The 21,906-nt window shown below is 45.6% G+C and carries 17 protein-coding genes; 15 read left to right on the top strand and 2 right to left on the bottom strand.

Annotated elements, in window-relative coordinates; genetic code table 11:
* Positions 1-38: 38 nt before the first annotated feature.
* Complete coding sequence (locus ACPW7J_RS06740; protein WP_251630453.1) at positions 39-926, bottom strand: LysR family transcriptional regulator; 888 nt, start codon at positions 924-926, stop codon at positions 39-41.
* A 207-nt stretch (positions 927-1,133) separates the two neighbouring features.
* Here ACPW7J_RS06740 and ACPW7J_RS06745 point away from each other — a divergent pair, with 207 nt between their 5' ends.
* The 7 genes from ACPW7J_RS06745 to ACPW7J_RS06775 all read left to right on the top strand — a co-directional run bounded on the left by ACPW7J_RS06745 (position 1,134) and on the right by ACPW7J_RS06775 (position 11,000).
* The gene (locus ACPW7J_RS06745; protein WP_425757341.1) at positions 1,134-2,576 is read left to right on the top strand and encodes a S10 family peptidase; all 1,443 of its coding nucleotides are present in this window, start codon (positions 1,134-1,136) and stop codon (positions 2,574-2,576) included.
* 14 nt (positions 2,577-2,590) lie between these two features.
* Positions 2,591-4,018, top strand: coding sequence for an MFS transporter (locus ACPW7J_RS06750; protein ID WP_425757342.1), 1,428 nt, complete (start codon positions 2,591-2,593; stop codon positions 4,016-4,018).
* A 98-nt stretch (positions 4,019-4,116) separates the two neighbouring features.
* A complete protein-coding gene (locus ACPW7J_RS06755) occupies positions 4,117-5,442 on the top strand; it encodes an APC family permease (RefSeq protein WP_425757344.1) in 1,326 nt (441 codons plus the stop codon).
* 18 nt (positions 5,443-5,460) lie between these two features.
* Positions 5,461-6,858, top strand: coding sequence for a S10 family serine carboxypeptidase-like protein (locus ACPW7J_RS06760; RefSeq protein WP_425757346.1), 1,398 nt, complete (start codon positions 5,461-5,463; stop codon positions 6,856-6,858).
* Positions 6,848-8,017: a M20 metallopeptidase family protein gene (locus ACPW7J_RS06765; protein ID WP_425757348.1), complete on the top strand. Its 1,170-nt coding sequence runs from the start codon at positions 6,848-6,850 to the stop codon at positions 8,015-8,017. The genes ACPW7J_RS06760 and ACPW7J_RS06765 overlap by 11 nt, the downstream gene beginning before the upstream one ends.
* A complete protein-coding gene (locus ACPW7J_RS06770; protein ID WP_160202377.1) occupies positions 8,014-9,186 on the top strand; it encodes an amidohydrolase family protein in 1,173 nt (390 codons plus the stop codon). Before ACPW7J_RS06765 ends, ACPW7J_RS06770 begins: the two co-directional genes overlap by 4 nt.
* Positions 9,187-9,305: 119 nt before the next feature.
* Positions 9,306-11,000: an AAA family ATPase gene (locus ACPW7J_RS06775; protein WP_161909287.1), complete on the top strand. Its 1,695-nt coding sequence runs from the start codon at positions 9,306-9,308 to the stop codon at positions 10,998-11,000.
* A 72-nt stretch (positions 11,001-11,072) separates the two neighbouring features.
* Here the strand turns inward: ACPW7J_RS06775 and ACPW7J_RS06780 are convergent, their stop codons facing one another.
* On the bottom strand, positions 11,073-11,957 hold the full coding sequence (locus tag ACPW7J_RS06780) for a LysR family transcriptional regulator (RefSeq protein ID WP_425757350.1): 885 nt from the start codon (positions 11,955-11,957) through the stop codon (positions 11,073-11,075).
* Positions 11,958-12,104: 147 nt separating this feature from the next.
* Between ACPW7J_RS06780 and ACPW7J_RS06785 the strand changes: the two genes are divergently transcribed.
* From ACPW7J_RS06785 to ACPW7J_RS06820, 8 genes are all read left to right on the top strand, one after another.
* Positions 12,105-13,511 carry a S10 family serine carboxypeptidase-like protein gene (locus ACPW7J_RS06785; protein ID WP_425757352.1) on the top strand — a complete coding sequence of 469 codons (1,407 nt, stop codon included), beginning with the start codon at positions 12,105-12,107 and terminating at the stop codon, positions 13,509-13,511.
* Positions 13,511-14,032: a M14 family zinc carboxypeptidase gene (locus ACPW7J_RS06790; protein ID WP_425757354.1), complete on the top strand. Its 522-nt coding sequence runs from the start codon at positions 13,511-13,513 to the stop codon at positions 14,030-14,032. The genes ACPW7J_RS06785 and ACPW7J_RS06790 overlap by 1 nt, the downstream gene beginning before the upstream one ends.
* A gap of 147 nt (positions 14,033-14,179) precedes the next feature.
* Entirely contained in the window at positions 14,180-15,127 is a 948-nt protein-coding gene (locus tag ACPW7J_RS06795; protein WP_425757511.1) for a hypothetical protein, read from the top strand.
* A gap of 27 nt (positions 15,128-15,154) precedes the next feature.
* Positions 15,155-15,568, top strand: a complete 414-nt coding sequence (locus tag ACPW7J_RS06800; protein ID WP_425757356.1) for a hypothetical protein — start codon at positions 15,155-15,157, stop codon at positions 15,566-15,568.
* Between the two features lie 4 nt (positions 15,569-15,572).
* Entirely contained in the window at positions 15,573-17,501 is a 1,929-nt protein-coding gene (locus ACPW7J_RS06805; protein ID WP_425757358.1) for an alpha/beta hydrolase family protein, read from the top strand.
* Positions 17,502-17,601: 100 nt separating this feature from the next.
* A complete protein-coding gene (locus ACPW7J_RS06810; RefSeq protein ID WP_425757359.1) occupies positions 17,602-19,017 on the top strand; it encodes an MFS transporter in 1,416 nt (471 codons plus the stop codon).
* 13 nt (positions 19,018-19,030) lie between these two features.
* Entirely contained in the window at positions 19,031-20,419 is a 1,389-nt protein-coding gene (locus ACPW7J_RS06815; RefSeq protein WP_425757361.1) for a S10 family peptidase, read from the top strand.
* 9 nt (positions 20,420-20,428) lie between these two features.
* Positions 20,429-21,895, top strand: coding sequence for a S10 family serine carboxypeptidase-like protein (locus tag ACPW7J_RS06820; RefSeq protein ID WP_425757362.1), 1,467 nt, complete (start codon positions 20,429-20,431; stop codon positions 21,893-21,895).
* Positions 21,896-21,906 lie beyond the last annotated feature (11 nt).

Here is a 21,906-nt window from a genome sequence, read left to right on the forward strand (position 1 = left end):
ACGGGAAAATCCTACTCGTGATTTTCCCGTTTTTTCATCTAGCGTTCTTGTTGCTGTTTGTAATAGTCTACTGTATACTGCAGGAAGGGATGGGTTTCGACAAGTGGCTTATTAGGATTGTATACCAGGTAAAGGGTGAGGATAGGGATTATTCCTTTTGATTTAAACGGAATCGCACGTAAATTTTCATATTGCCGCATAATTTTTTCGCATCGGCTTTTTGGTGTCAGGGTAAAGCTGCCCGGTTTTGTGATTAAAGATGGCAGAAAACTGTCTTCACATACTGTGAGGGTGATGCCCAGATCTTCTGGAAAAGATTCCATTAATTCAGTGTTCCAGGAAATGAGATGGTATCCGGCCAAGTCTTCTGCTTCGACAATCTCTTTGCTGGTAAGGGAATCTGCTTTATGGAGGAGAATGCATAAAGTATCTTCCTTTAGAGGAATCTGTGAGAGGGCATACTCCTCAGCCAGGTTTTCCATATTTGTAAAGATAAAGAAAAAATCAATTTTACCGCCCTGCACGCTTTTGAAACTATCATTATGGGTGGAGAGGTTTACTTTCCAGTTTGGATGCGCAGTCGTAAAACCGGCAATTAATTCCGGTAAATCGGAGTAGATGGATAGCGCGTGCATGCCGATCGTTAAAAACTGCGCTTTTTTCTCTGCGCGTTTTTTCATTTCGGCAAGAAAAGATTCCCATTCTTCTACCAAATGTGAACCCTGTTTTGCAAAGGCAATTCCGTCTTCTGTCAGTTCCACACTGCGATTGGTTCTGTCAAAGAGGGTCACGCCCAGTTCTTTTTCTGTTCTGGCAATTTTCTGTGAAACGGCAGACTGCGTGATAAACATATTCGCCGCGGCATTGGTAATGCTCTTTTCCTTTGCAACCTCCAGCACACAGAGGATATCCTGTATATCAATCATAGAAGGGTCTCCTTTCTGCCATTAATTTATTTAATGAAATCATTATAAACGATAAATTTACAAATGGCAAGAAAAGTCGTAAAATTTACTTAAAATAACATGTTATTGAACATATCACAAGAGTGTGCTATGGAAAACTGTGTGGACATAGCTGGCAAAATGCTGCACAGTAATGATTCGCTATTATACAAATTATGGAGGAAGAAAATGTTAAAGATGCAGCAAAAACCCTTTGAACCGGTATCTTTTGTAAGAAAAGGTATGGTGACAATAGAGGGAACAGAAATTCCATATCAGGTAATTTCAGAAGACAATGTGCTGACTGATGAAGAAGGCGCTCCAAAAGGTTCTGTGTTTACTTATTCCTATTTCAGAACAGACGTGACAGAGGAAGAAGCTAAGGTAAGGCCTGTATTGTTTGCCTTTAACGGCGGACCGGGATCTTCCGCCCTGTGGCTTCACTGGGGGCTTCTGTCGCCGAAAAAAATAGATTTTGAAAACCCGACAGATCCGCAGCAAAATGGTCCGTATACGCTGGTAAACAATGACAGATGTCTGTTAGATGTTTGCGATATCGTGGTGATGGATCCGGTTACCTGCGGCTACGGCGTCTTAATCGATCCGTCCGCTGCGCCGGAGTTCTTTGGCATCGACCAGGATGCGGCAGCGATGGCACTAGTCATTGAAAGATGGCTTACAAGGTATAACCGCATGAACGCGCCGAAATATATTATGGGCGAAAGCTATGGCACGCTGCGCGCGTCCGTTCTTGCTAATGCCCTGATGGGCGGGCCGACCTTTCCAAATCGGACTTGTACCGGCATTGCCGTAGATGGGATTATCCTTATGGGTACTGTTTTGACCGCAGATTCTTCTTTGAATCCAATGGCGGAAGGCAGTATGGAAAACAGCGTTTTGAATCTGCCGACTTTGGCAGCAACACGGTATTATCACCAGCCTGTATCTGGCATCACGCTGGAAGCATTCATAGAAGAAAGCTATACTTTTGCGGCAGATACTTATCTGCGCGCTTTATATCTTGGAAATCGCCTGCCGGAAGCAGAGATGACAGCCTGTATCGAAAAATTATCCTACTTTACAGGCGTGCCAAAAAGCTGGTTCATTGCAAACGGAATCAGACTGACCGCCTCAGAATTTCCGAAGATCTATGGGGAAACCGCGCTGGGCAAGGTAGTCGGTGTTTATGACGGTCGTTATACGATGGACTTATATCACGGTCTTGCAATTCCAGATCCTGTGGCGGACGATGGCGCTATGGGCAAGTACACCGCTTATTACGCCGGTATTATGAACGGCGAAGGAAGAGAACTTCTGGGCATCGAACTTGACAGAGCATACAAGGCGATTAATTTTGATACCAATATGAAATGGGATTATAAAGCTGTGCGTTCGCCATTTATTTCTTTGCAGGAAGCGCTGCGGAGAAATCCGAACCTGAAGGTGCTGGTTGCCAACGGTTACTATGACCTCTGTACGCCGATGGGCAACGCCCGCTACAGTTTTTCACAGATGGCACAGCAGCCTGGACAGGTGATCATCAAAGATTATCCGTCAGGCCATATGGCATACGTAGGCGAAGAATCCTATGCGATGCTGACAAAGGATTTACATGAATTGATTGAAAAATAAGAGAGGACAAGAAAATGGAACAGAAGATTTTAACAAAGATAGAACCTGTAAAACTTCCATGGAAAGTGAAAATCCTGTATTGCATGGGTGAATTTTCCAAAACCACGACTGTCATTATGCTCATGGCATTTGGGATGTATTTTTATACGGAAGTGTGCGGCATCCCAAGCGGTGTCGCATCCACCATCATACTCGTCGCAAAAATCTGGGATATCATCAACGACCCGATGATGGGCGCGCTGGTGGATAGAACCAAGTCAAAGGAAGGAAAATGCAGAATTTGGCTAAAATATATGACTTTGCCGGGGGCAATTATATTTGCTCTTGCGTTCATGATGCCGGAACTGACTGCAACCGGTAAAATTGTCTGGGTTGCGATTACCTATACTCTGCAGGGCATGACTGCTACTGCGCTGATGATTCCACTGAATACGCTGATGGGAAGACTGACCAGTGACCCTGTTGAAAGAGCTTCCTTGAACCAGATTAAGGGAATTATCAATCTGATTCCAAACCTGATTGTGCCTGCAGCAACTATGCCGATGGTAATCTATTTCGGCAAAGGCGGGGCTGACATGCAGAGAGGCTTCCTGGTTGTAGGTATCATCTACGCAGTCGTATTCCTGCTGTCCAATCTCCTTGCCTATATCGGAACCAGAGGCTATGAGCCGCTGGAACATCTGGCAGAGGAAAACAGTGGACAGGAAACAGCGAAAGTCGAGCAGCCGTCCATGGGCAGCGTACTCAAAGCGCTGGTAAAGAACACACCATGGCTCTTCTGCATCGCTTTATACCTGGTAGATATGCTGGCATCCTCTATTGCTTCTACCGTTATGACGTGGTACTTCCAGTACAATATCGGAAGCATTCCGCTCATGTCCTTAGTATCTACTGTTTCCCTCGGGGCATCCCTGGTGGTATATATTTTTCTGGGCGTCTTTATTAAAAAATTCGGAAATGCGGGAACTGCTGCCATTGGCTGCGTGCTCAGCGTCATCGGATTCGCACTCAGATTTATCCTTCATGATAGTTCCACCGCGGTGCTGCTGGCAGGCAATATCATTTCGAACCTGGGAACTGGTCTGGTTGGATGTACCATTCTTCTGTGCATCTTTGACGCGAAGGTTTACGGTGAATGGAAGACCGGCGTGGACAACGAGGCGATTCTGATGAGCGGTTTCTCTGTATCCTATAAGACGGGGCAGGCGCTTGGCGGTCCTGTTGCAGGCTATCTTCTGATGACGGTTCCTTATGTAGCGCAGGCAGCGGCACAGGAGCAGAGCGTTTTAAACCTGTGGTTCTATGAGTCCACGTTAATGCCGGCTGTAGGCTTTGCTATCGCACTGGTATTCGCACTACTTTTGATGAAATATGAGAAGAAAGTGCCACAGATGCAGGCAGAGATTGAAGCAAGAAAAGCAGAAAGCAAAATAGCGAAATAGCAAAAAAGCGAAATATAATTATCATTACTATATAAAAGGAGAAGATTGTAATACAAGAGAAGGAAAGAAAAAAGATAGGACCTGTCGGTGCGATTTTAATGGGCATCGGGTGCATTGTCGGTTCCGGCATTTTCGGCACCCTGCCAACGGTAGCGGCAGAGTACGGAGCAAGCGTTATATGGGCTTTAGTCGGTGCGGTCTTTGTAGTCATATTGCGTTGTGTATCTTCGATGTACACCAGCGCAGCGATTCCAAGCAGCGGATCACAGTTTTTATGGGCCTCTAAGCTGATTCATCCGTATGTGGGGGCGTTTATCTCGTTTTCCACGCTTCTAATGCCGACCATGGTAGCGCTCTTTGGCGTATTGTTCTCCATGTACTTTGCGCCGCTTTTCCCGTCGCTTGAAATAAGCGATACCGTGGCAGCTGTAGGCTTACTGGCCGTGTTTACTGTAGTTGCATGGTTTGGAAATAAGAATACCGTTCTGATCAGCAACATCATGGTAGCGATGCTGATGATAGCCATCTTCCTATATATTGTGCTGGGCCTGCCAAATCTGGATGCGGAAAACGTTACCTTTGGCGAGATCGTGAAGCCGGGCGTCGGACTCAGCAGTCTGGCTGCCGCCATCGGCGTACTGACATCTTCTCTTTCCGGTGCAAGCTCAGTATCGCAGATCGCTGACGATGTAAAGAATCCGGGAACGGTCATCCCGATGACCCTTGTGGCGTGTCCGGTCATCGTGGCTGTAGTCTATATTCTGATGGCTGTAGTCACCATCGGCGTGGTTCCTTCCGCAGAGGTTACGTCTTTGTCTCAGGTCGCATCTCATTTCATGTCACCTGCACTTCTCACATTCTTTATAGTCGGTGGTCCGATCTGCGGCATTATCACATCCCTGGTTCCGGTTGCGTTAGCCTGTGTGGCGCTGGTTGAGCAGTCAGCCCGTGAAAAGGTATTTCCGGAATTTATGGCAAAACAGAATAAGCACGGCGTAGCCTATTGGAGTTTATTCCTCGTTATGGCCATTGCCATCGGCATTTGTGCTACAGGAGCCACCTTTGGCGTCGTCATGACCATATTTTCTTTCTGTAATACGGTTGCAGAGCTGCCAAACGTTTTGAGCCCGATCTTGTCCTATAAGAAATATCCGAAATGCTGTGATAATTCCAGCGTGAAGATGGGACCGAAGACCGCACAGGTGTTGGCGATAATTACCTTTATCGTCTGCGGCTATCTTGCTATCCAGATGGCTCTGACACTGGACGCCATGACTGTGACATCGATCTTTGCAGTCTTTGCGGTCGGATATCTGTACTTTTTTATCCGTGTTAAATATCTGAAAGGAAAGGGCGTTGACCTGATTCAGGAAATGAAGGTGCCATATCAGCCTTGGGAAGAGAAAGAAGCATCATATCAATAACTAATAGGAGAGATTAAAATGAGTAATTTTACACCTTTTCACTGGGAGAAAGAGAAACGTACGTCAGCAGGAGAAGCGTATCTTACGCGTCTTGAGGACTTTGTACTGGCAAGTGACAGCGGAGAAACGGAAGCTGTCATGTTCAGCTATAGTTACATAGGCCTGCCTGAGAAGAAAGAGAAGCCTGTTGTATTCGCATACAACGGGGGACCGGGTTCGGCAAGTGAGTGGCTGCACATGGGACTTCTGGGACCGAAAATCATGGAGATTCCGGGATATCCGAAGGTTGATAGACCGGCAAAGTATGTGTTCACTGAGAACAAGAACTTTCTGCTGGACTGCTGCGATCTGGTGCTGATTGATCCGGTGGGAACCGGATACGCGCCTCTTTTGAAAGAAGAAGCGGCGGGAAAGTATTATGAAACCCAGGGAGACGCGGTTTCCTTTGCAAAATTTATCGTAAACTGGCTGACAGAAAATGAAAGAATGCATGCGCCGGTATATTTGCTGGGAGAAAGCTACGGCACAATCCGCAATGTTGTTTTGGCGGATGAACTGCCGGAGGATGTGAATCTGAGGGGCATTATCAGCGTGGGCACCTCGCTCAATGTGGGCGCGAAAGGAACGCTTTTGATAGAACCCAATGTGCGCAGACTGGGAGTCAACGCCGCGGTATGCCGTTATCATTATCATCCGGAGCTGGATGAAACCGATTTTATTCGTGACGCTATGGAGTTTGCTTATGGCGATTACGCCCATGCACTAATGATGGGAAATCGCCTGCCGGAAGAAAAGCGGGAGGCTGTACTGGATAAGCTGGCATATTACTCGGGGCTTGACAAGACGCTTCTGGATCGACAGAATCTGCGTTTCAGCGAGCAGGACTTTATGACAAAGCTTTGTCCAGGAGAGTTTGTTAGCATGTACGATGCCAGAATGAAACTGGATTTGCAGGGTGATGGCACCATGACAAGCCTGGAAAATGCAGATATTGTCGAAGTGGATATGGATCAGGAACCGTTTATCAGCTGCATTGGATCATCTATCGGTGACTGCATCAGAGCCTACTATGACGCGGAACTGAACAGACCGGAAGGAAGGGTTTATCAGGATGATACTCTTGCTGTCGCTATGAATTGGGATTACCGGTCCTATGAGAAGGATACGCTGCAGCTGCCGGTAGACCTGATGAAAGAAAACGAAAATTTGCGCTTTCTTTTCGTCAACGGGAGATACGATCTTTCTTCCACCTTTGATTTTGTGACTTATTATCTGTCGCAGTACGACCTTCCGAAGGATCGTATCTCCTGTGAAGTACTGGAATCCGGGCATGCTTCCTATATCGGAGATGGCAATGCCAAGGCGCTTAGCAGCGCTGTTCGGACATTTATTGAAGGTGATCGGGATGAACTTTGAAAAAGAAGCACAGGCACTGCAGCAGCAGATTACAGCGGATAGAAGATATCTGCACGCCCATGCGGAATTCGGCATGGAGTTGCCGGAAACGACCGCTTATGTAGCAAAGAGACTAAGGGAGATGGGCTGCACGCCTGTCTCCCTGGGCGGCGGCATCCTCTGTGATATCGGAAGCGGTGACCGTACGATACTGCTTCGGGCGGATATGGATGCGTTGAAGGTCATAGAGGATAACGATTTGCCATTTCGATCGCAGTCGGGGATTTCCCATATGTGCGGTCATGACCTGCATACCGCCATGCTGCTAGGGACGGCAAAGCTTTTGAAGGCAGATGAAACGAAGCTAAAGGGCAGAGTCAGACTCATGTTTCAGCCGGGCGAGGAAGTGATGGCAGGTGCAAAATCTATGCTGGATGCAGGTGTTCTGGAAAATCCAAAGGTGGAAGCCGCGTTCAGTATGCATGTCATGACCACACTTGAAAATGGGGTTCTTTCGTATAAAGTGGGAAATGCATTTTCTTCTATAGATATATTCGAGATTCGGATAGAAGGAAAGGGTGGTCATGGTTCAGCCCTTGAGTATACTGTTGATCCAATCAAGGCAGCAATGCTGATTTATCAGGGAATAGAAGGGGTTGTGGCGAGAGAAACCAGTATGTTTCACTCGGCAACCTGTTCCATCGGGCATTTTGAAGCAGGAACGATGTACAATGTAATCCCTGAGAGTGCACTGTTGGAAGGCACGCTGCGCTGTTTTGATGACGATGACAGGAAAAGGATTCTGGAACGGATACAGCATATTCTGGACGGTATTTCTCAGGCAACCGGGACGATTTGCACACTGAAAACTATGTCCACGCCTCCTCTAAAGAATGACCCGGTACTTTGCGAGAGCATTGCGCCATATCTTTCTGAAATACAGGGCTTACAGGTAATGGAAACGACAGAGCCTGCCAGCGGATCCGAGGATTTTGCTTTTATCTCCGAAAAAGTACCGACGATGTACATGCTTTTAGGTGTAGGAGATCAGAATGCTGCGCCAAATCACAACGCTAAGGCAATCTTTGCGGAAGATAAGATGTATCTGGGAAGCGCAGCAATGGCGCTTGCAACAGTAAAGTATCTGGAGAACTGTGAAATAAAGGAGATGAGATTATGATTTTAAATAACTGCAGATTGATTCCGCAGCTGTCGGGAGGCGTTGCCTCAGACTGCGGCAGTGTTTGTATAGAAGATGGAAAAATTGTTCGTGTGAGCGCAGCTTCTGTTTCTGATGCGGGAGAGGATGTCTTTGACTGCGGCGGCAAAACGTTGCTGCCGGGACTCATCGACTTGCATACACATATTACGCTTCTGGGCGGGGCTGGCGTTGATTGCGTCAACGATCCGATGAAGCTTTTGATTGCGGCAGTAGAGCAGGCGCAGAAATGCCTGCCTTATGGATATACAACCATTCGGGACTGCGGCAGCTTTGCAGGCGTTGCGATTTACGCGAGAGATATGATTCAAAAAGGCATTGCGCCGGGACCTCGTATTTTGGCGAACGGGGAAACGCTGACTTCCAGCATTATGTGGAAGCCGGGCGGAAGTGAAGCCGGCGTCAGACTCAGTGACGGTGCAGAGGAGTATCGCAGGCATGTACGCATGGAAGCGGCAATGGGAGCGGACTTTATTAAAATTTATGCCTCCGGTTCGGCCTATGACCCTTCCGGCGTTCCAAAGCACCCGATTATGACCAGAGATGAAATTCGCACGGCAGTGGAAACCGCTCACATGCATGGGCTTTATGTGGCGTCGCACTGTCATGCGGACAGTGCCATCAGAGACTGTATTGAATGCGGTGTGAAGACCATCGAGCACGCGACGTACATCAGTGATGAAACGATTGCGCTGCTGCAGAAGACGCAAGACTGCTATCTGGTACCGACCTTTGCTGCTATGTATGTGAGTCAGACAGAGCCTGCGGCTCGTGAATTCTGGCTAGCGCGGCTGACGCCGATGCTGGAAGCTTGTGCCAGACAGATTGAAAAGGCGTACAAAGCAGGCGAGAAAATGGGATTTGGTACAGACAGCGCGCCGGGCTCTCCTCAGTACGAGAAAGGCGTAGAGTTCCAGATGAGAAAAGATTACTGCCATATGGAAAACGTGGACATCTTGCTGCAGGCGACCAAGTATAATGCGGAAATCGCAGGGATTGACCATATGGTCGGCGAAATCCGAGAAGGTCTGATGGCAGATTTGATTCTGGTAGAAGGAAATCCAGCGGAGGATATCTCCGTGATGTATCATAGACCGGCATGCGTATGGCAGGCTGGAAAGCGGATATAGAATTGTTTACATCGTGCAGGACAAAGGAAACGCTTTGTCCTGTATTTCTTTTTTGTTCTGCTACTTGTGATTTTTCTGTTTTTCACGTATACTATAGGTACGAAGAAAGGAGACGGCTGATGGAGAAGAAGAAAATTCCAATCGGATATGAGGACTTTAAGATATTCAAAAAAGAACACCTGTATTTGGTCGATAAAACGTCGATGATACAAGAACTTCTAGATGCCGGGACGCAGACCACCCTGATCACAAGACCGCGCCGATTCGGAAAAACCCTGAATCTTTCCATGCTTCGCCGCTTCTTTGAAGATGAAAGAACGCCGGAAGGCAAGAAAATAGACAATCGCCATCTCTTTGACGGACTTGCCATCATGGAGATGGGAGAGAAGTATCTGGCCCATATGGGACAGTATCCAGTAATCAGCTTGTCACTGAAATCAGCCAAGCAGGCGACCTTTGCGATGGCACACGCCAGCCTGATTGATGACATCATCAAAGAATTTGAACGCCATGCTTATGTACTTTCTGGTGAGATGACTGAGAGAAACAGGGAGCAATTTACTGCTGTCATGCATGGCAAAGCAGAGGATATCGCTTATGCGAAAGCGTTGAAATTTCTCTCCGAGTGCCTGTACAAATACCACGGAAAAGAGGCCATTATCCTCATCGACGAATACGACGTACCGCTGGAGAATGCGTATTTCAGCGGCTTTTACGATGAAATGATTGGATTTATCCGTTCTCTCTTTGAGTCCGCCCTGAAGACCAATCCCTATCTGAAACTGGGTGTGATAACAGGGTGTCTTCGAATCAGCAAAGAAAGCATCTTCACGGGTCTGAACAATCTGGAGATTCATTCCATCATCAGTCCCAAATACAGCAGCTGTTTTGGCTTTACCGAAGCAGAAGTGAAGGCACTGCTGCAGTATTACAATCAGGAAGAGCGATACGAAGAAGCAAAGTCCTGGTACGATGGATATCTCTTTGGAAATACAGAAATCTATAATCCGTGGAGCATCCTAAGCTATGCGAGCAACGTAAGAGCAGGCGCGCAGATTGCGACCAGACCGTACTGGTCCAACACCTCAGGAAACGACATCGTAAAAACCATGATAGAAGACGCAGATGATACCACCCGGGAAGAACTGGAAACCCTGATGGATGGAGGCACCATCCAAAAGCCGGTTCACGAGGAAATCACCTATGGCGACATTCATGCGTCCAAAGACAGCCTGTGGAACTTTCTGTTCTTTACAGGGTATCTGAAGATGAAAAGCCAGCGAATTGAAAACAGGGATATCTATATTGAAATGGCGATACCAAACGAAGAAATTGCAGCCATTTATGAGCGCAGCATTAAAGAGTGGTTCAACCGCAAAGCAGAAGCACTGGACAAAAGTCCGTTGATTAAAGCGTTGGAAGAGGGAGATTGTGAGGCGGCAGAGAACTTCATCAGCAAGCAGCTGATGGATACCATCAGTTACTTCGACTACGCGGAGAGCTATTATCACGGATTCCTCAGCGGGCTTCTGACAAACAACGGGCGCTATTCGGTGCATTCCAACAGGGAGAGCGGAAACGGCAGACCGGACATCGTGCTGAAAACGCAGGCAATCCGCAAGGGGAATGTTATCATTTTAGAACTGAAAGCTGCAGGCAGCATTGCGGAGATGGAAGACGCATGCGAAAAAGCCCTACAGCAGATCGAGAAGCAGCAGTATGCGCAGGGCTTCCTCGCAGAAGGATACCCTAAGGTGAGCAAATACGCCATCGCATTTTATCGGAAAGAATGTATGGTGGAGAGAGAAAGCTAAAATTGCAAATTTCCTATTGCGATTAATCCAGGAGAAACCAAAAACGTCACTTCTAAGGAAGTGGCGTTTTTTTCATTCCTGCTGGGTTTGATAATAGTTCAATACATAGCGGTAAAATGGGTGATTTTCTATGTTTTGCCTGTCAGTTCGGTAAAGCAGGGAAAGGCTAATCGGCATATCCTCTTCAAAGGCGACAGCTCGAAGGTGCGGGGATTGCGCAAGGATTCTTGTACAGACACTTTGCGGGAGGGGTATAAAAATGCCCGGTTTTGTAATCATGCTGGGAGAAGCACTGTCATGACAGACGCTATAGGTAATCTGTGCTGCCTTCTCAACATCGTGGGTATTGTGTGGGGCATTAATCAGCATGTGATACCCTGTGAGATCAGAGGAACGGACAGGTGAGCTTTTTTTTGTTAAAGGATCATCTTTATGGAGCAGAAGGCTCAGTGTGTCGTTTCGCAGGGGAACCGCTGTAATATATTTTGGTGTTTTAGGTGCATTGACAGAACCTCTGTCAAAACAAAAGTCCAATTTTCCGTTTAGTAAATTTTTATATTTGCAGTCTTCAAATTCCGGAAAGGTCGTTAACTGATAGTTTGGACACGCCATAGTAAAGCCTGCCAAAAGATCAGGAATTTCCGTAAAGTTGATTAGGGCTGGAAGTCCCACAGAACATTGATTTTTATCCATAGAAGAAAATTGCTCCATGGAAAGAAAAAAGTCCTCCCAGGAAGAATTCAGCGCGGAAGCTTTTGTGACAAAGAATACGCCGGCATCGGTCAGTTCGACAGAGCGGTTGGTTCTGATAAAGAGAGCAAGTCCCAGTTCCTTTTCAACTTTTGTTACCTTCTGTGATACGGCGGACTGAGTTAGAAACAGTTTATTTGCAGCTGCCGTAATACTTTTTTCTTCCGCGACTTTCAGTACGCAGAGGATATCCTGCATATCAATCATGTAACTTGCTTCCTTCTCTGTCATTAATTTTTTTGTATTGTCATTATAGTCGATAAATTTACAAAATGCAAGAGAAGTCGTAAAATTTAATTAATTAAAACATTTTATTGAACATATCAGATTAGAAAGCGAGAAAGGATAAACTAAGTGAGAGAATATACCACTACAGCAAATCAGTTGATGCTACTGGGAAAGCCGCTTACCTATCGTACCAGGTGCAAAGCATATGCTGTAAAAGACACCGATGGGCGGGAAATCGGCGACATGTTTTTCTATGAATATATACGTACGGATGTTGCATGTTCGGCAAAGAGACCGGTTCTCTTTGCCTATAACGGCGGACCGGGGGCTTCCTGTTTTTGGCTACATATTGGATGCTTTGCGCCGAAGAGAGTGAAAATGGAATGGATTTTTAATGGAGAAGAGGAACCGAAGGAAACCCTTCTGGAAGAAAATCCGAATTGTCCCTTAGATATTTGCGATATTGTACTGATTGATCCGCTGGGAACTGGCTATGGATCCTTTGCAGGGGAGCAGGAAGCGAAGGCGTTTTATCATCCGGAGGCTGATGCAGGCGTGATTGCGGACTTTATTGTGGACTGGCTGATCGAGCATCAAAGAATGGATAGTCCTGTTTATCTGGCGGCAGAAAGTTATGGAACCATTCGTTCTGTATTGGTGGCAAGCGCACTGGCGGGAGGTCCACTCCTTCCATCTGCAAAGGCAAAGGGCATCCGCGTTTCCGGCATGATTATGATGGGAGCTTCTCTCATTGCGGAACCGACAAACGGCTTTTTCTCGGAAAAAGGACTGCCGTTTAGCGTGCAAATTCTGCCGACTGCAGCGGCGGCAAACTGGTATCACAGTAAAGAGAAAAGCTGCACGCTGGAAGAACGCATGGATGAGACGCAGCGATTTATTGAAAATACCTATTTGCGGGTGTTATATCTTGGGAGCAGGCTGCCGGAAGAAGAACAGACTGCGGCAGCAGAACAGCTGTCTGCGCTGACCGGTCTTTCTGCGGGATGGCTGAAAGTTCATGGACTGCAGTTTGACAGTACGTACTTTAGGAGCCAGCGGTTGTCTGAGCAGGGTATGATGATGAGTCTGTATGACGCAAGATTTGTACGCAGGCAGGGTACAGAAATTGACCCGGCGGCAGACGATGCAGCGCTCGGTAAATTAGCGCCATATTTTCTAAAGGGACTGCGAGCATATGAAAAAGAACTGGGCATAGAAGAGATGAAACCGTTTATTTATACAGATTTTCATCAGGCAATGAATTGGACGTTCCGTATAGACAGTACACCTTTTGCCCATCTGCAGGCGGCTTTGGACAGAAATAAACACATGCGGGTGTTCTTTGTAAACGGAGTTTATGATTTCTGCGCTGAGGTAGGACAGGTAGCTTACGCGGCGGCGAAGCTGCGCGCTGATGAAGGTCAGGTACTGGTAAAAAATTACCCATCAGGACATATGCCGTATATTGGAACGGAAAGCGCGGCCCTGCTTGGGGAAGATTTGCGGGCATTTCTGCAGAAAGGAACCTACTGATGCTTTACAGAAAAAATCACTACTATACATATGAGGAAATAAAGATGTTGCTGTCAGCGTGGCAGCAGGGCTATCCATCGCTTTTGAAAGTAAGTTCCATCGGAAAGACTTACGAGGGTAGAGAAATCTTTGCCGCAGAAATGACAGCCGGCGGAAATCCAGAAAGAAAACCGGGCATTCTGATCAACGGAAATTTGCACAGCAAAGAACTGATCGGATCAAATGCAGTGCTTTATGCCATGGAGTATTTTCTGTCCGGCTATGGAGAAGATCCATCTGTGACGAAACTTTTAGAAGAGAAAACTCTGTATTTTATTCCAAGAATTAACGCAGACGGTGCAGAGATTTCAGTGGCGACGCCTTATACGCGCAGAGGTTCAAAGCGAATGTTTCACGAGGAAGAAGAGGGTGTTTATCCTGCTGATATCAATGGAGATGGAGAAATTGTGAAGATGCGGATTCCATCAGGCAGCGGCCAGTGGAAATGCGACGAAATAGACAGCAGACTGATGGTACCGTGAACGGAAGATGATAAAGAAAGCGTCTTTTATGATCTTGTAACGGAGGGTCTGGTTTGCGGAGAAGTCAAGAGACCGTTAAAAGACGCAAGAGATCCTTACGATTTAGATCCTAACAGAGAGTTTCCTTTTGACTGGAGCAAGGATACCATCGGATATACCCGCAGGGAATGCAGCGGTAAGTATCCGCTGTATGAATGCGAGGTACGGCATTTGGCGGATTTTATCTTTGACCATGAAAATATCAATACGGTAGTCGATGAGCATTCCTGCGGCGGCGCCTATATTGCGCCGATGACATTCTGTCAGGAACACGGCGGTCCTGAAAAAGATGTAGAGATTTTTGTACGAGAAGGCGTGAAAGCGACAGAGAGAACCGGCTATGTTTCAAACGGTGCGTTTCCGCCGGGTCTTGTTGGTGTAGCAAAAGGCAGTTATACGACTTGGCTGTATTATGAGAGAGGCATTGCGGCATGGTGCAACGAGAACTGGAACAGCAGACAGCTTGTGGAACCGGTCGACGCCGACCATCCGCTCCCATATATGACGGCATTGACGCCGCCGGAGGATGCGCTGGCGATGGAGCGAAAGCTGCTTGCGTGGGATGACACCCAAGAGGAATCGTATTTTTGTCCATGGACGGAATTTGAACACCCACAGCTGGGAAAGGTTGAAATCGGTGGATGGAAGGAAAAATGGATTATGGACAATCCACCGACTTTTTTGATGGAGCAGGAATGTGAAAAGGCGCTGCAGTTTATCCTGCAATGCATCGAAGCATCACCGCAGCTATCGATGGGAATACCAGCGGAAGTTTTGCATGAAGGAAAAAGATACATAGAAGTTCGGATAGAAAATACAGGGAAATATCCTGTTAGCGGAACTTATCAGGCGGAAGAATTGGGAATTTCTGCAGAAATTACAGCGGATATCTACTTTGAAGCGGACTGCTGTTCAGCGGAAAATTTACCTGAAAATTTGGCAGGAAGAGAAGTGGTTGTACTACGGTTTGCGGTACCGGAAACTGTATCAGGTCCGTATCGTATTGAACTTTGCAGCAGATGCAGTGGAACAGTCAGTGTATCAGGTCGGATATAGAGAAACAGCAATAAGCAGGTAGATAAAATGAGATATGATGAAAATATTTTAATTGCGGAAGAAAAAGAAACATGCGTTTTTTTTGAGAAGCTAGAGAATGATGATCGCGCAGTGTATGGAATTTTGATGAATCCATGGATAGGATCATTTTTCGATTATGGAGATAGCATTTATTTTGACGCAGAAAAGGATAAGGATTTCTGTTTGTTTCTGGAAAAATTGATAAAAGAAAGTGTTTTTCTGGATGAAGTGGAGATTACCAAACCTCTCGTAATTTTGCAGGAAGAAGGGAAATCTCCGTTTAGTACAATCCATGGGGAAGCATTATTTACAATAATAAAAGCAAAATGTCCTGCTGTTCGATGTTGTATGATGCTGTATTCAAAAGAGTGTAAATTAATTGCGGAATTGAGAGCTGAAAAATGGCTCAAGGAGGGCTGAAAGGATGCAGAAAAAACTACTGTCGGTAGACAATTTCAAGGATATGGTCTATATTACGGAGCCTTCTTCAAATGGCAGGGGAGATTATAGCTATAGCCAGCAATTTTGGTCTGAAAGGAGTAATTCATATTTAGGAAAATGCAGATTCCAGGGAAGAGAGCAAGGCTTTTGGGCTGAAGAAGAAGGTTGCAACTTGAATTGCCCGCAAATTTCGCCTAATGGACAAATGGCTGCTTGTATTGCACTGATGCCAGATGGTAGCAAGGCGCTATGGATTTATGATTTACTGCAGCAAAAAAGAACAAATATTATCAATATCAATAATATGGAAGAATTTGTTTGGTCTGCGGATAGTAGGTCTATATGCATGATTATCGTAGAAAAAGAGGCAGATAAAGATGGAATTCGTATGGTTGATTCTGTCGGATATAGATCGAATGAAGATAAAGGAATACGCCCGGAAAAAAGATATATTCTTATGATTGCTGATATTCAAACCGGAAAGTTAAAAAGCCTTCTATGTGAGAGAAAACCTTTAAAAAAGGTGATTTGGATGAAAACAGAGGATGCTGTAATTGTTTTTTCTGGTGAAACGCAAAGCTATTTGAAAGTAAATGTGCAAAGTAAGATTCGAACGGTTCTTTGCAGTGGATTAATTATGGCGTCTAAGTGGAGCCATGCTGTTCTGACGCAGAATGAAAAACATCTTTTTGTGCCTACTTCCAACTTTGATAATGGCAGTGGGCAATGCAGCAGACTGACCTGTGTAGAAACAGATGGAACAGGCGTTGTTTCGGTTAAACACAGCGGACAGATACCACAGGAATGGGTTCCTGCATATAGTGACGGAGATATTCTGGAAACAAAGAACGATTATATGGGTACAAGTTTAGAAAGCGAAGCGTTTTTCGCGGTCGGAGAGCGAGGAGGCGTAAGCGGCATTTATTGTGGAACTTATTATAATGGGGAAATTCTTTGGAAAAGGATATGCGAAGGCGGTGTTTTTACAGCGTTGACAGTGGTAGATAAGGATACATTGCTTACAGTTTGGAGTGATGCAGATATGCCGCCGGAACTTTATAAGGTTGGTATTTCCTGTGGAGAAATGAAAAAGGTCACTGACGCAAACGCATGGACTGAGAAATATGCATTAGCACCCCAAACGCGCATTTGTGTTGAGGTTGATACAGCAACGAAATTATATGGATATTATATGCTGCCACCAATGCGTCTAAGGAATCAGGTGCATGATAAGCTGCCAGTAGTGCTGACAGTACATGGAGGACCGGCATCAAGCTATTGCGGTGGATTTTTTATGGAACGCCAGCTTTTAGCAGCACAAGGATATTGCGTAGTATATGGAGATCCAAGAGGAAGTACAGGATATGGTGAGGATTTTGCGCGGGCAGATTATGCTTTTGATGGAACTGCAGCGAGTGATTTGATGGTACTGTTAGATTATGTCCTTGAAAAAATTGATATGCTAGATAAGAGCAGGCAGGCTGTAATTGGCGGAAGCTATGGAGGCTATATGACAGTTTGGCTGGCGGCTCATGAGAAACGATTTAAAACAGCCTGTGCGCTGCGCGGTTTATTTAGCTATCTTGATTTGACGTTACTTTCTGAAGGGGCAGGGCAGGTACCATTTGGAGCGGATACAAGTAGCGTGCTGGGAGAGTTTATTAGAGAATCTGTTTTTCTGGAGGGGAGAAAAATAACAATTCCTCTGCTTATTTGTCATGGGGAGAAGGATATGGTTTGCCCAGTAGAGGGTGCCTATAGGCTTTATGCGGCAGTACGGGACAATCAACCGCAAGTTCCGGTTGAGCTTAATATTTTCAAGGACTGCAAGCATGCGATTGATCCACAAAGCGCAGAAAATAGTATAAAGTTTTATGATGCAGTATTATCATGGTTAATAAAATACCTATGATTAATAAATGAGAGAGAAGCAGGGAAGGGAAGTGATATAAAGAGGGAGAAAGATGAAACCGATATTCGCTTTAAGAAAAAAGAAGTAAGGAGAAACTAAAATGGGAAAGAACACGACAACTTTACCAAATCAGAAGAAATTGCCGAAAAAACTGGTTTTACTGTATGGTGCATCAAGTTTTGGTGTGTCAAGTTTAACAGTCATGAATGCGGCATTTTTGGTATTTTTTTACACACAGGTATTAGGTATAAAAATTGAAATTGCCAGCACAATCATACTGATTGCTAAAATATGGGATATCATCAATGACCCTATGATGGGTGGCATAATTGATATGACCAGGTCTAAAGAAGGAAAATGCCGTGTATGGCTAAAATATTTTACGGCACCTGCAGGCATTCTGTTTGCGTTAACTTTTATGTGCCCGAGCTTATCGGGAACCGGTCGGATTGTGTGGGCAGCGGTTATTTACATTTTGCAGGGAATGTTGAGTACTGCATTATTTATTCCTTCTAAAACATTATGTGGTCGAATCACGACAGATAAAACACAAAGGGCTTTATTACAACAGTCAGGCAGCGTGTATAACGTATTGGCAAATTTGTTTGTTGGATCGGCAACAATGCCACTGGTTGGTATGATTGGCAAAGGGGATATGCAAAAGGGATTTATGTTTGTAGGGATCCTTTATGGAATTCTATTTATGATTTCATATTTCATTACCTTTTGGGTAACGAAGGGATATGAGCCAGTAGAAGAAGTGGAAGTATTAAGTGGAGAGAGACTAGGTGAAAGAATTCCGCTTTCGGTTAGTTTGAAGGCACTATTTTCAAACAAAATGTTCCTTATTCTTGTAGTAGGAATTTTTATGCTGTACTTTGCGAACTCACTTCCGAGTGCGACCAATGCGTATTATATACAATATAATTTGAATAACAATATGCTTGTATATTCTATCATATCGTTTTCTGGAATAGGAGGCGCTATGTTCGTTGCGATTACCCTGAGTTTTTTTGTAAAGCGATTGGGAAATAACGGAACTGCTATTTTGGGATGTGTGGCTGCTATTTTAGGATTGCTCATCAGATTTATTGCACACGACTGCAATATGACCATTCTTGCAATTGGAAATGTCGGATTAGGATTTGGTGAGGCATTGGCATCTGGAACCATGGTTTTGAATATGTTTGATGCTGGAACATATGGTCAGTGGAAAGATCCAAACAGCGCATGTAATGAAGCAATTTTGCTTTCCGGTCATTCTGCGGCATATAAAATTGGAATGGCACTTGGCGGTCCGTTGGGAGGATACATGCTTTTAATGGTGCCATTTGTAGAAGGAGCGGCAGCGCAGGAGGAAAGTGTTATAAATTTATTCTTCTATATGGAAACCATCATACCATGCCTGATGTTTATTATTCCGTTAGTAATCTTCTTATATTTGAGAAGATTTGAGAAACAAATTCCACTGATGAGGAAAGAAATCGCAGAACGCGAACAGAAGGAAAACGCATAAGGAGAATCAAGATATGTTTGCAGAAAAGAAATTTGTGACGGAACACACCTGTGAAGTAAAAGGACAGAAAATTTCGTATCGCGCAACAGTAGAAAATTTTTTCCTCTATGATAGAGAGGGAGAAAAAGAGGCGAGCATGTACACGTTTGCTTACGAGAGATGTGATATCGAGAGAACGCCGCAGCGTCCCGTGCTGTTTGCCTATAATGGAGGACCCGGCGGCGCCAGCGCCATGATCAATTTTGCCGCGCTTGCGCCAGAGCGGGTTAAAGTCGGAGAGGCAACCTCGCTTTCTATGACGCCGCCTTATGAGGTAGAAGAAAATACGGAATGCATTTTGGATATCTGTGACATTGTTACAATCGATCCCGTCGAAACCGGCTATTCCAGACTGCTGAAAGCAGAGGCAGGCGCGAAATACTTTAATACGGAAAGCGACTGCCGCTCTTTTGTAAAAGTCATTGCAAAGTGGCTTGATGCACATGAGCGTTGGAACAGCCCGGTATATCTGATGGGAGAAAGCTATGGAACGATTCGAAACGCTATGCTGGCAGGCATGCTTAGCGTGGATTTAAAAGCAGGATGCAACTATGTCAATCTCAGTGGGATTATCATGCTGGGCAGCGCCTTTGATCATGGTCAAAAGGCTTATCCAATCGACACGCCGATTCTGAATTTTACGGCTGTAGCAGCGACTTACTGGTATCATCATCAAAGCATGCTGCCGGCACGGGATGTTTTTTTGAAAGAAGCAGATCGTTTCGCTTATGAGGAATATCTGCCGGCATTAGCATTAGGACGGCGCCTTCGTGAGGAAAAAAGAACGCATATCAAGGAGCGGCTGACTTATTTCACCGGACTTGATGAGGAAACCCTGGAAGATTTGAATCTTCGCGTGGATACTTACAATTATCCTGCCTATGGTTTGCGGAAAGAAGGGAAGGTACTGGGTCGTTATGATGGTAGATTTACCATGGAAGCGCCGAAGGGCAGCTGGGATGATCTGGAGGAAGAAGATATGGCAAGCAGCGGACTGATGAGCGCTGTGCAGCAGTGCTTTAACAGCATCTGGAAGAAAAAACTGCATATCGATCTGGAAGATGCGTACAGACCGCTGTGCTTCGATATTTGTGCTGATTGGGATTTTTCTACAAGTACAGCGCCGATTAAGAGTTTGGCACAGGCAATGAAACGGATTCCAAATATGAAACTGATGTTGGGCTGTGGTTACTACGACTTGCTGACTACGATGGGTTTTTCTCAATATACGCTGGATCAGTTCAACCTGCCGGCGGAAAGAGTGCGGATGGAATATTTTGAAACTGGGCATATGCCATATCTGGGCAGCAAAGAGTGTGATGCTTTTGGAAGATCGGTCAGAGCATTTATCGAATGGAACTAGGAGAACGAAATGAGAAAATTTCAACCTTATATGACAGAGTCATTTGAACGGCTTAATGGGATGGCATCCCTTGAAATGTTACTGCGTCATGGGAAGATTCGTGCAGAAGCGGTGAGCGAGGATCACGTGTTTTATGATGAGAGCGGTGCGCCGGAGGCGATCATTTCGACGATTTCTTATCTCAGGATAGACGATGAGAATTCGCAGCGTCCGGTCATGTTTATCTGGAACGGCGGTCCGGGAAGCGCCACTTCTATGCTGCAGCTGGAATGTTTTGGACCTTACTGCATCAGCAAAGATGCGGAGGAAAAGCTTACCTATGGTCTTGCAATTGAGTCGGACACCATTTTGGATGTATGCGATCTTGTCTATGTAGACCCGGTGGGTGTGGGGTATTCCAGATTGATCCAGGAAAAAGCGGCGCCTGATTATTTTTCCGTTGATGGCGATGCGAGAAGCACTGCTTTTGCGATTGCATCTTGGCTGAAGAATCACAATCGCTGGAACAGTCCGCTTTATCTATGCGGAGAAAGTTATGGCACAATCAGGGCTTGCCGCGTGCTTTCTGAGCTGGGCAGGGATGTAATGTATGGGAACCGGATGATGCTGGGAATTCCTGTTGAAGGCGTGATTTTAATTGGCTCAGCCCTTTCTCTGGATGCGGGAAACGGACGCATTTTTGAACCCGCGTTGGAACTTTTGACTGCAGCGCTTCCGTCTATGGCAGCGACGCATTGGTATCACAATCGAAAGGGGCAGTGTGACCGAGAAGTCTTTTTGAAGAACGTGTGGGAGTTTGAGAAAAGAAAGCTAATTCCGGCGCTGTTTGAGGGGGATGATTGCCCGGCTGAAACGGTGCAGTCGCTTGCGAGAGAACTTGCAAACTATACGGGCATGGAGGCAGCTTATTTTGAAAAAACAAGACTGCACCTGCGGGATGTAGAAGACTTCATGACCCAAGTCGTTTCCCATAAGGAAAAACGGGTCGATTTATTTGACGGTCGCATGACATCACCTCTTGCCGGTACGTATAACGCAGCAGGAGATGACAATATGTCACTTTCTGTGATGAACGGACTGCTTGCAGCGCAGCTGGGGATAGAGACGGATAGAATTTACTACACTGGAAATCTGAATATAAATGCTGCCTGGGATTATACTGTAGAAGATGGGAAGTCTCATATGGACTGCCTCAAAAATGCCGCAGCGAGAATGCCGGAGATGAAAATTTTGGTTGCCAGCGGACTTTATGACTTGTGCACTCTGGTGGGAAATACCAGATATCAGTTTTCGAACAGCGGCATTGATCCGAAGCAGATGATACTAAAAGAGTATCCGGGCGGTCATGGCGTCTATTCCAGCAAAGAGGGCAAAACGACCTTTTTAAAAGACGTGAGAGCGTTGATCTGTAAACAGAAGGAAATTTTTTCTGAAAAAGATGCGCTGCCCCTTGACGAATCGAGAAAAAACCTGTAAAATAGTTATTG

It is taken from the genome of Ihubacter sp. rT4E-8 (genome assembly GCF_049852125.1).
GTDB lineage: Bacteria > Bacillota > Clostridia > Peptostreptococcales > Anaerovoracaceae > Senimuribacter.

What these genes read in the sequence shown, in the direction of transcription:
- ACPW7J_RS06740 (WP_251630453.1), bottom strand. Translation starts at nt 926, where the DNA reads ATGATTGATATACAGGATATCCTCTGTGTGCTGGAGGTTGCAAAGGAA.
- ACPW7J_RS06745 (WP_425757341.1), top strand. Translation starts at nt 1,134, where the DNA reads ATGTTAAAGATGCAGCAAAAACCCTTTGAACCGGTATCTTTTGTAAGA.
- ACPW7J_RS06750 (WP_425757342.1), top strand. Translation starts at nt 2,591, where the DNA reads ATGGAACAGAAGATTTTAACAAAGATAGAACCTGTAAAACTTCCATGG.
- ACPW7J_RS06755 (WP_425757344.1), top strand. Translation starts at nt 4,117, where the DNA reads ATGGGCATCGGGTGCATTGTCGGTTCCGGCATTTTCGGCACCCTGCCA.
- ACPW7J_RS06760 (WP_425757346.1), top strand. Translation starts at nt 5,461, where the DNA reads ATGAGTAATTTTACACCTTTTCACTGGGAGAAAGAGAAACGTACGTCA.
- ACPW7J_RS06765 (WP_425757348.1), top strand. Translation starts at nt 6,848, where the DNA reads ATGAACTTTGAAAAAGAAGCACAGGCACTGCAGCAGCAGATTACAGCG.
- ACPW7J_RS06770 (WP_160202377.1), top strand. Translation starts at nt 8,014, where the DNA reads ATGATTTTAAATAACTGCAGATTGATTCCGCAGCTGTCGGGAGGCGTT.
- ACPW7J_RS06775 (WP_161909287.1), top strand. Translation starts at nt 9,306, where the DNA reads ATGGAGAAGAAGAAAATTCCAATCGGATATGAGGACTTTAAGATATTC.
- ACPW7J_RS06780 (WP_425757350.1), bottom strand. Translation starts at nt 11,957, where the DNA reads ATGATTGATATGCAGGATATCCTCTGCGTACTGAAAGTCGCGGAAGAA.
- ACPW7J_RS06790 (WP_425757354.1), top strand. Translation starts at nt 13,511, where the DNA reads ATGCTTTACAGAAAAAATCACTACTATACATATGAGGAAATAAAGATG.
- ACPW7J_RS06800 (WP_425757356.1), top strand. Translation starts at nt 15,155, where the DNA reads ATGAGATATGATGAAAATATTTTAATTGCGGAAGAAAAAGAAACATGC.
- ACPW7J_RS06805 (WP_425757358.1), top strand. Translation starts at nt 15,573, where the DNA reads ATGCAGAAAAAACTACTGTCGGTAGACAATTTCAAGGATATGGTCTAT.
- ACPW7J_RS06810 (WP_425757359.1), top strand. Translation starts at nt 17,602, where the DNA reads ATGGGAAAGAACACGACAACTTTACCAAATCAGAAGAAATTGCCGAAA.
- ACPW7J_RS06815 (WP_425757361.1), top strand. Translation starts at nt 19,031, where the DNA reads ATGTTTGCAGAAAAGAAATTTGTGACGGAACACACCTGTGAAGTAAAA.
- ACPW7J_RS06820 (WP_425757362.1), top strand. Translation starts at nt 20,429, where the DNA reads ATGAGAAAATTTCAACCTTATATGACAGAGTCATTTGAACGGCTTAAT.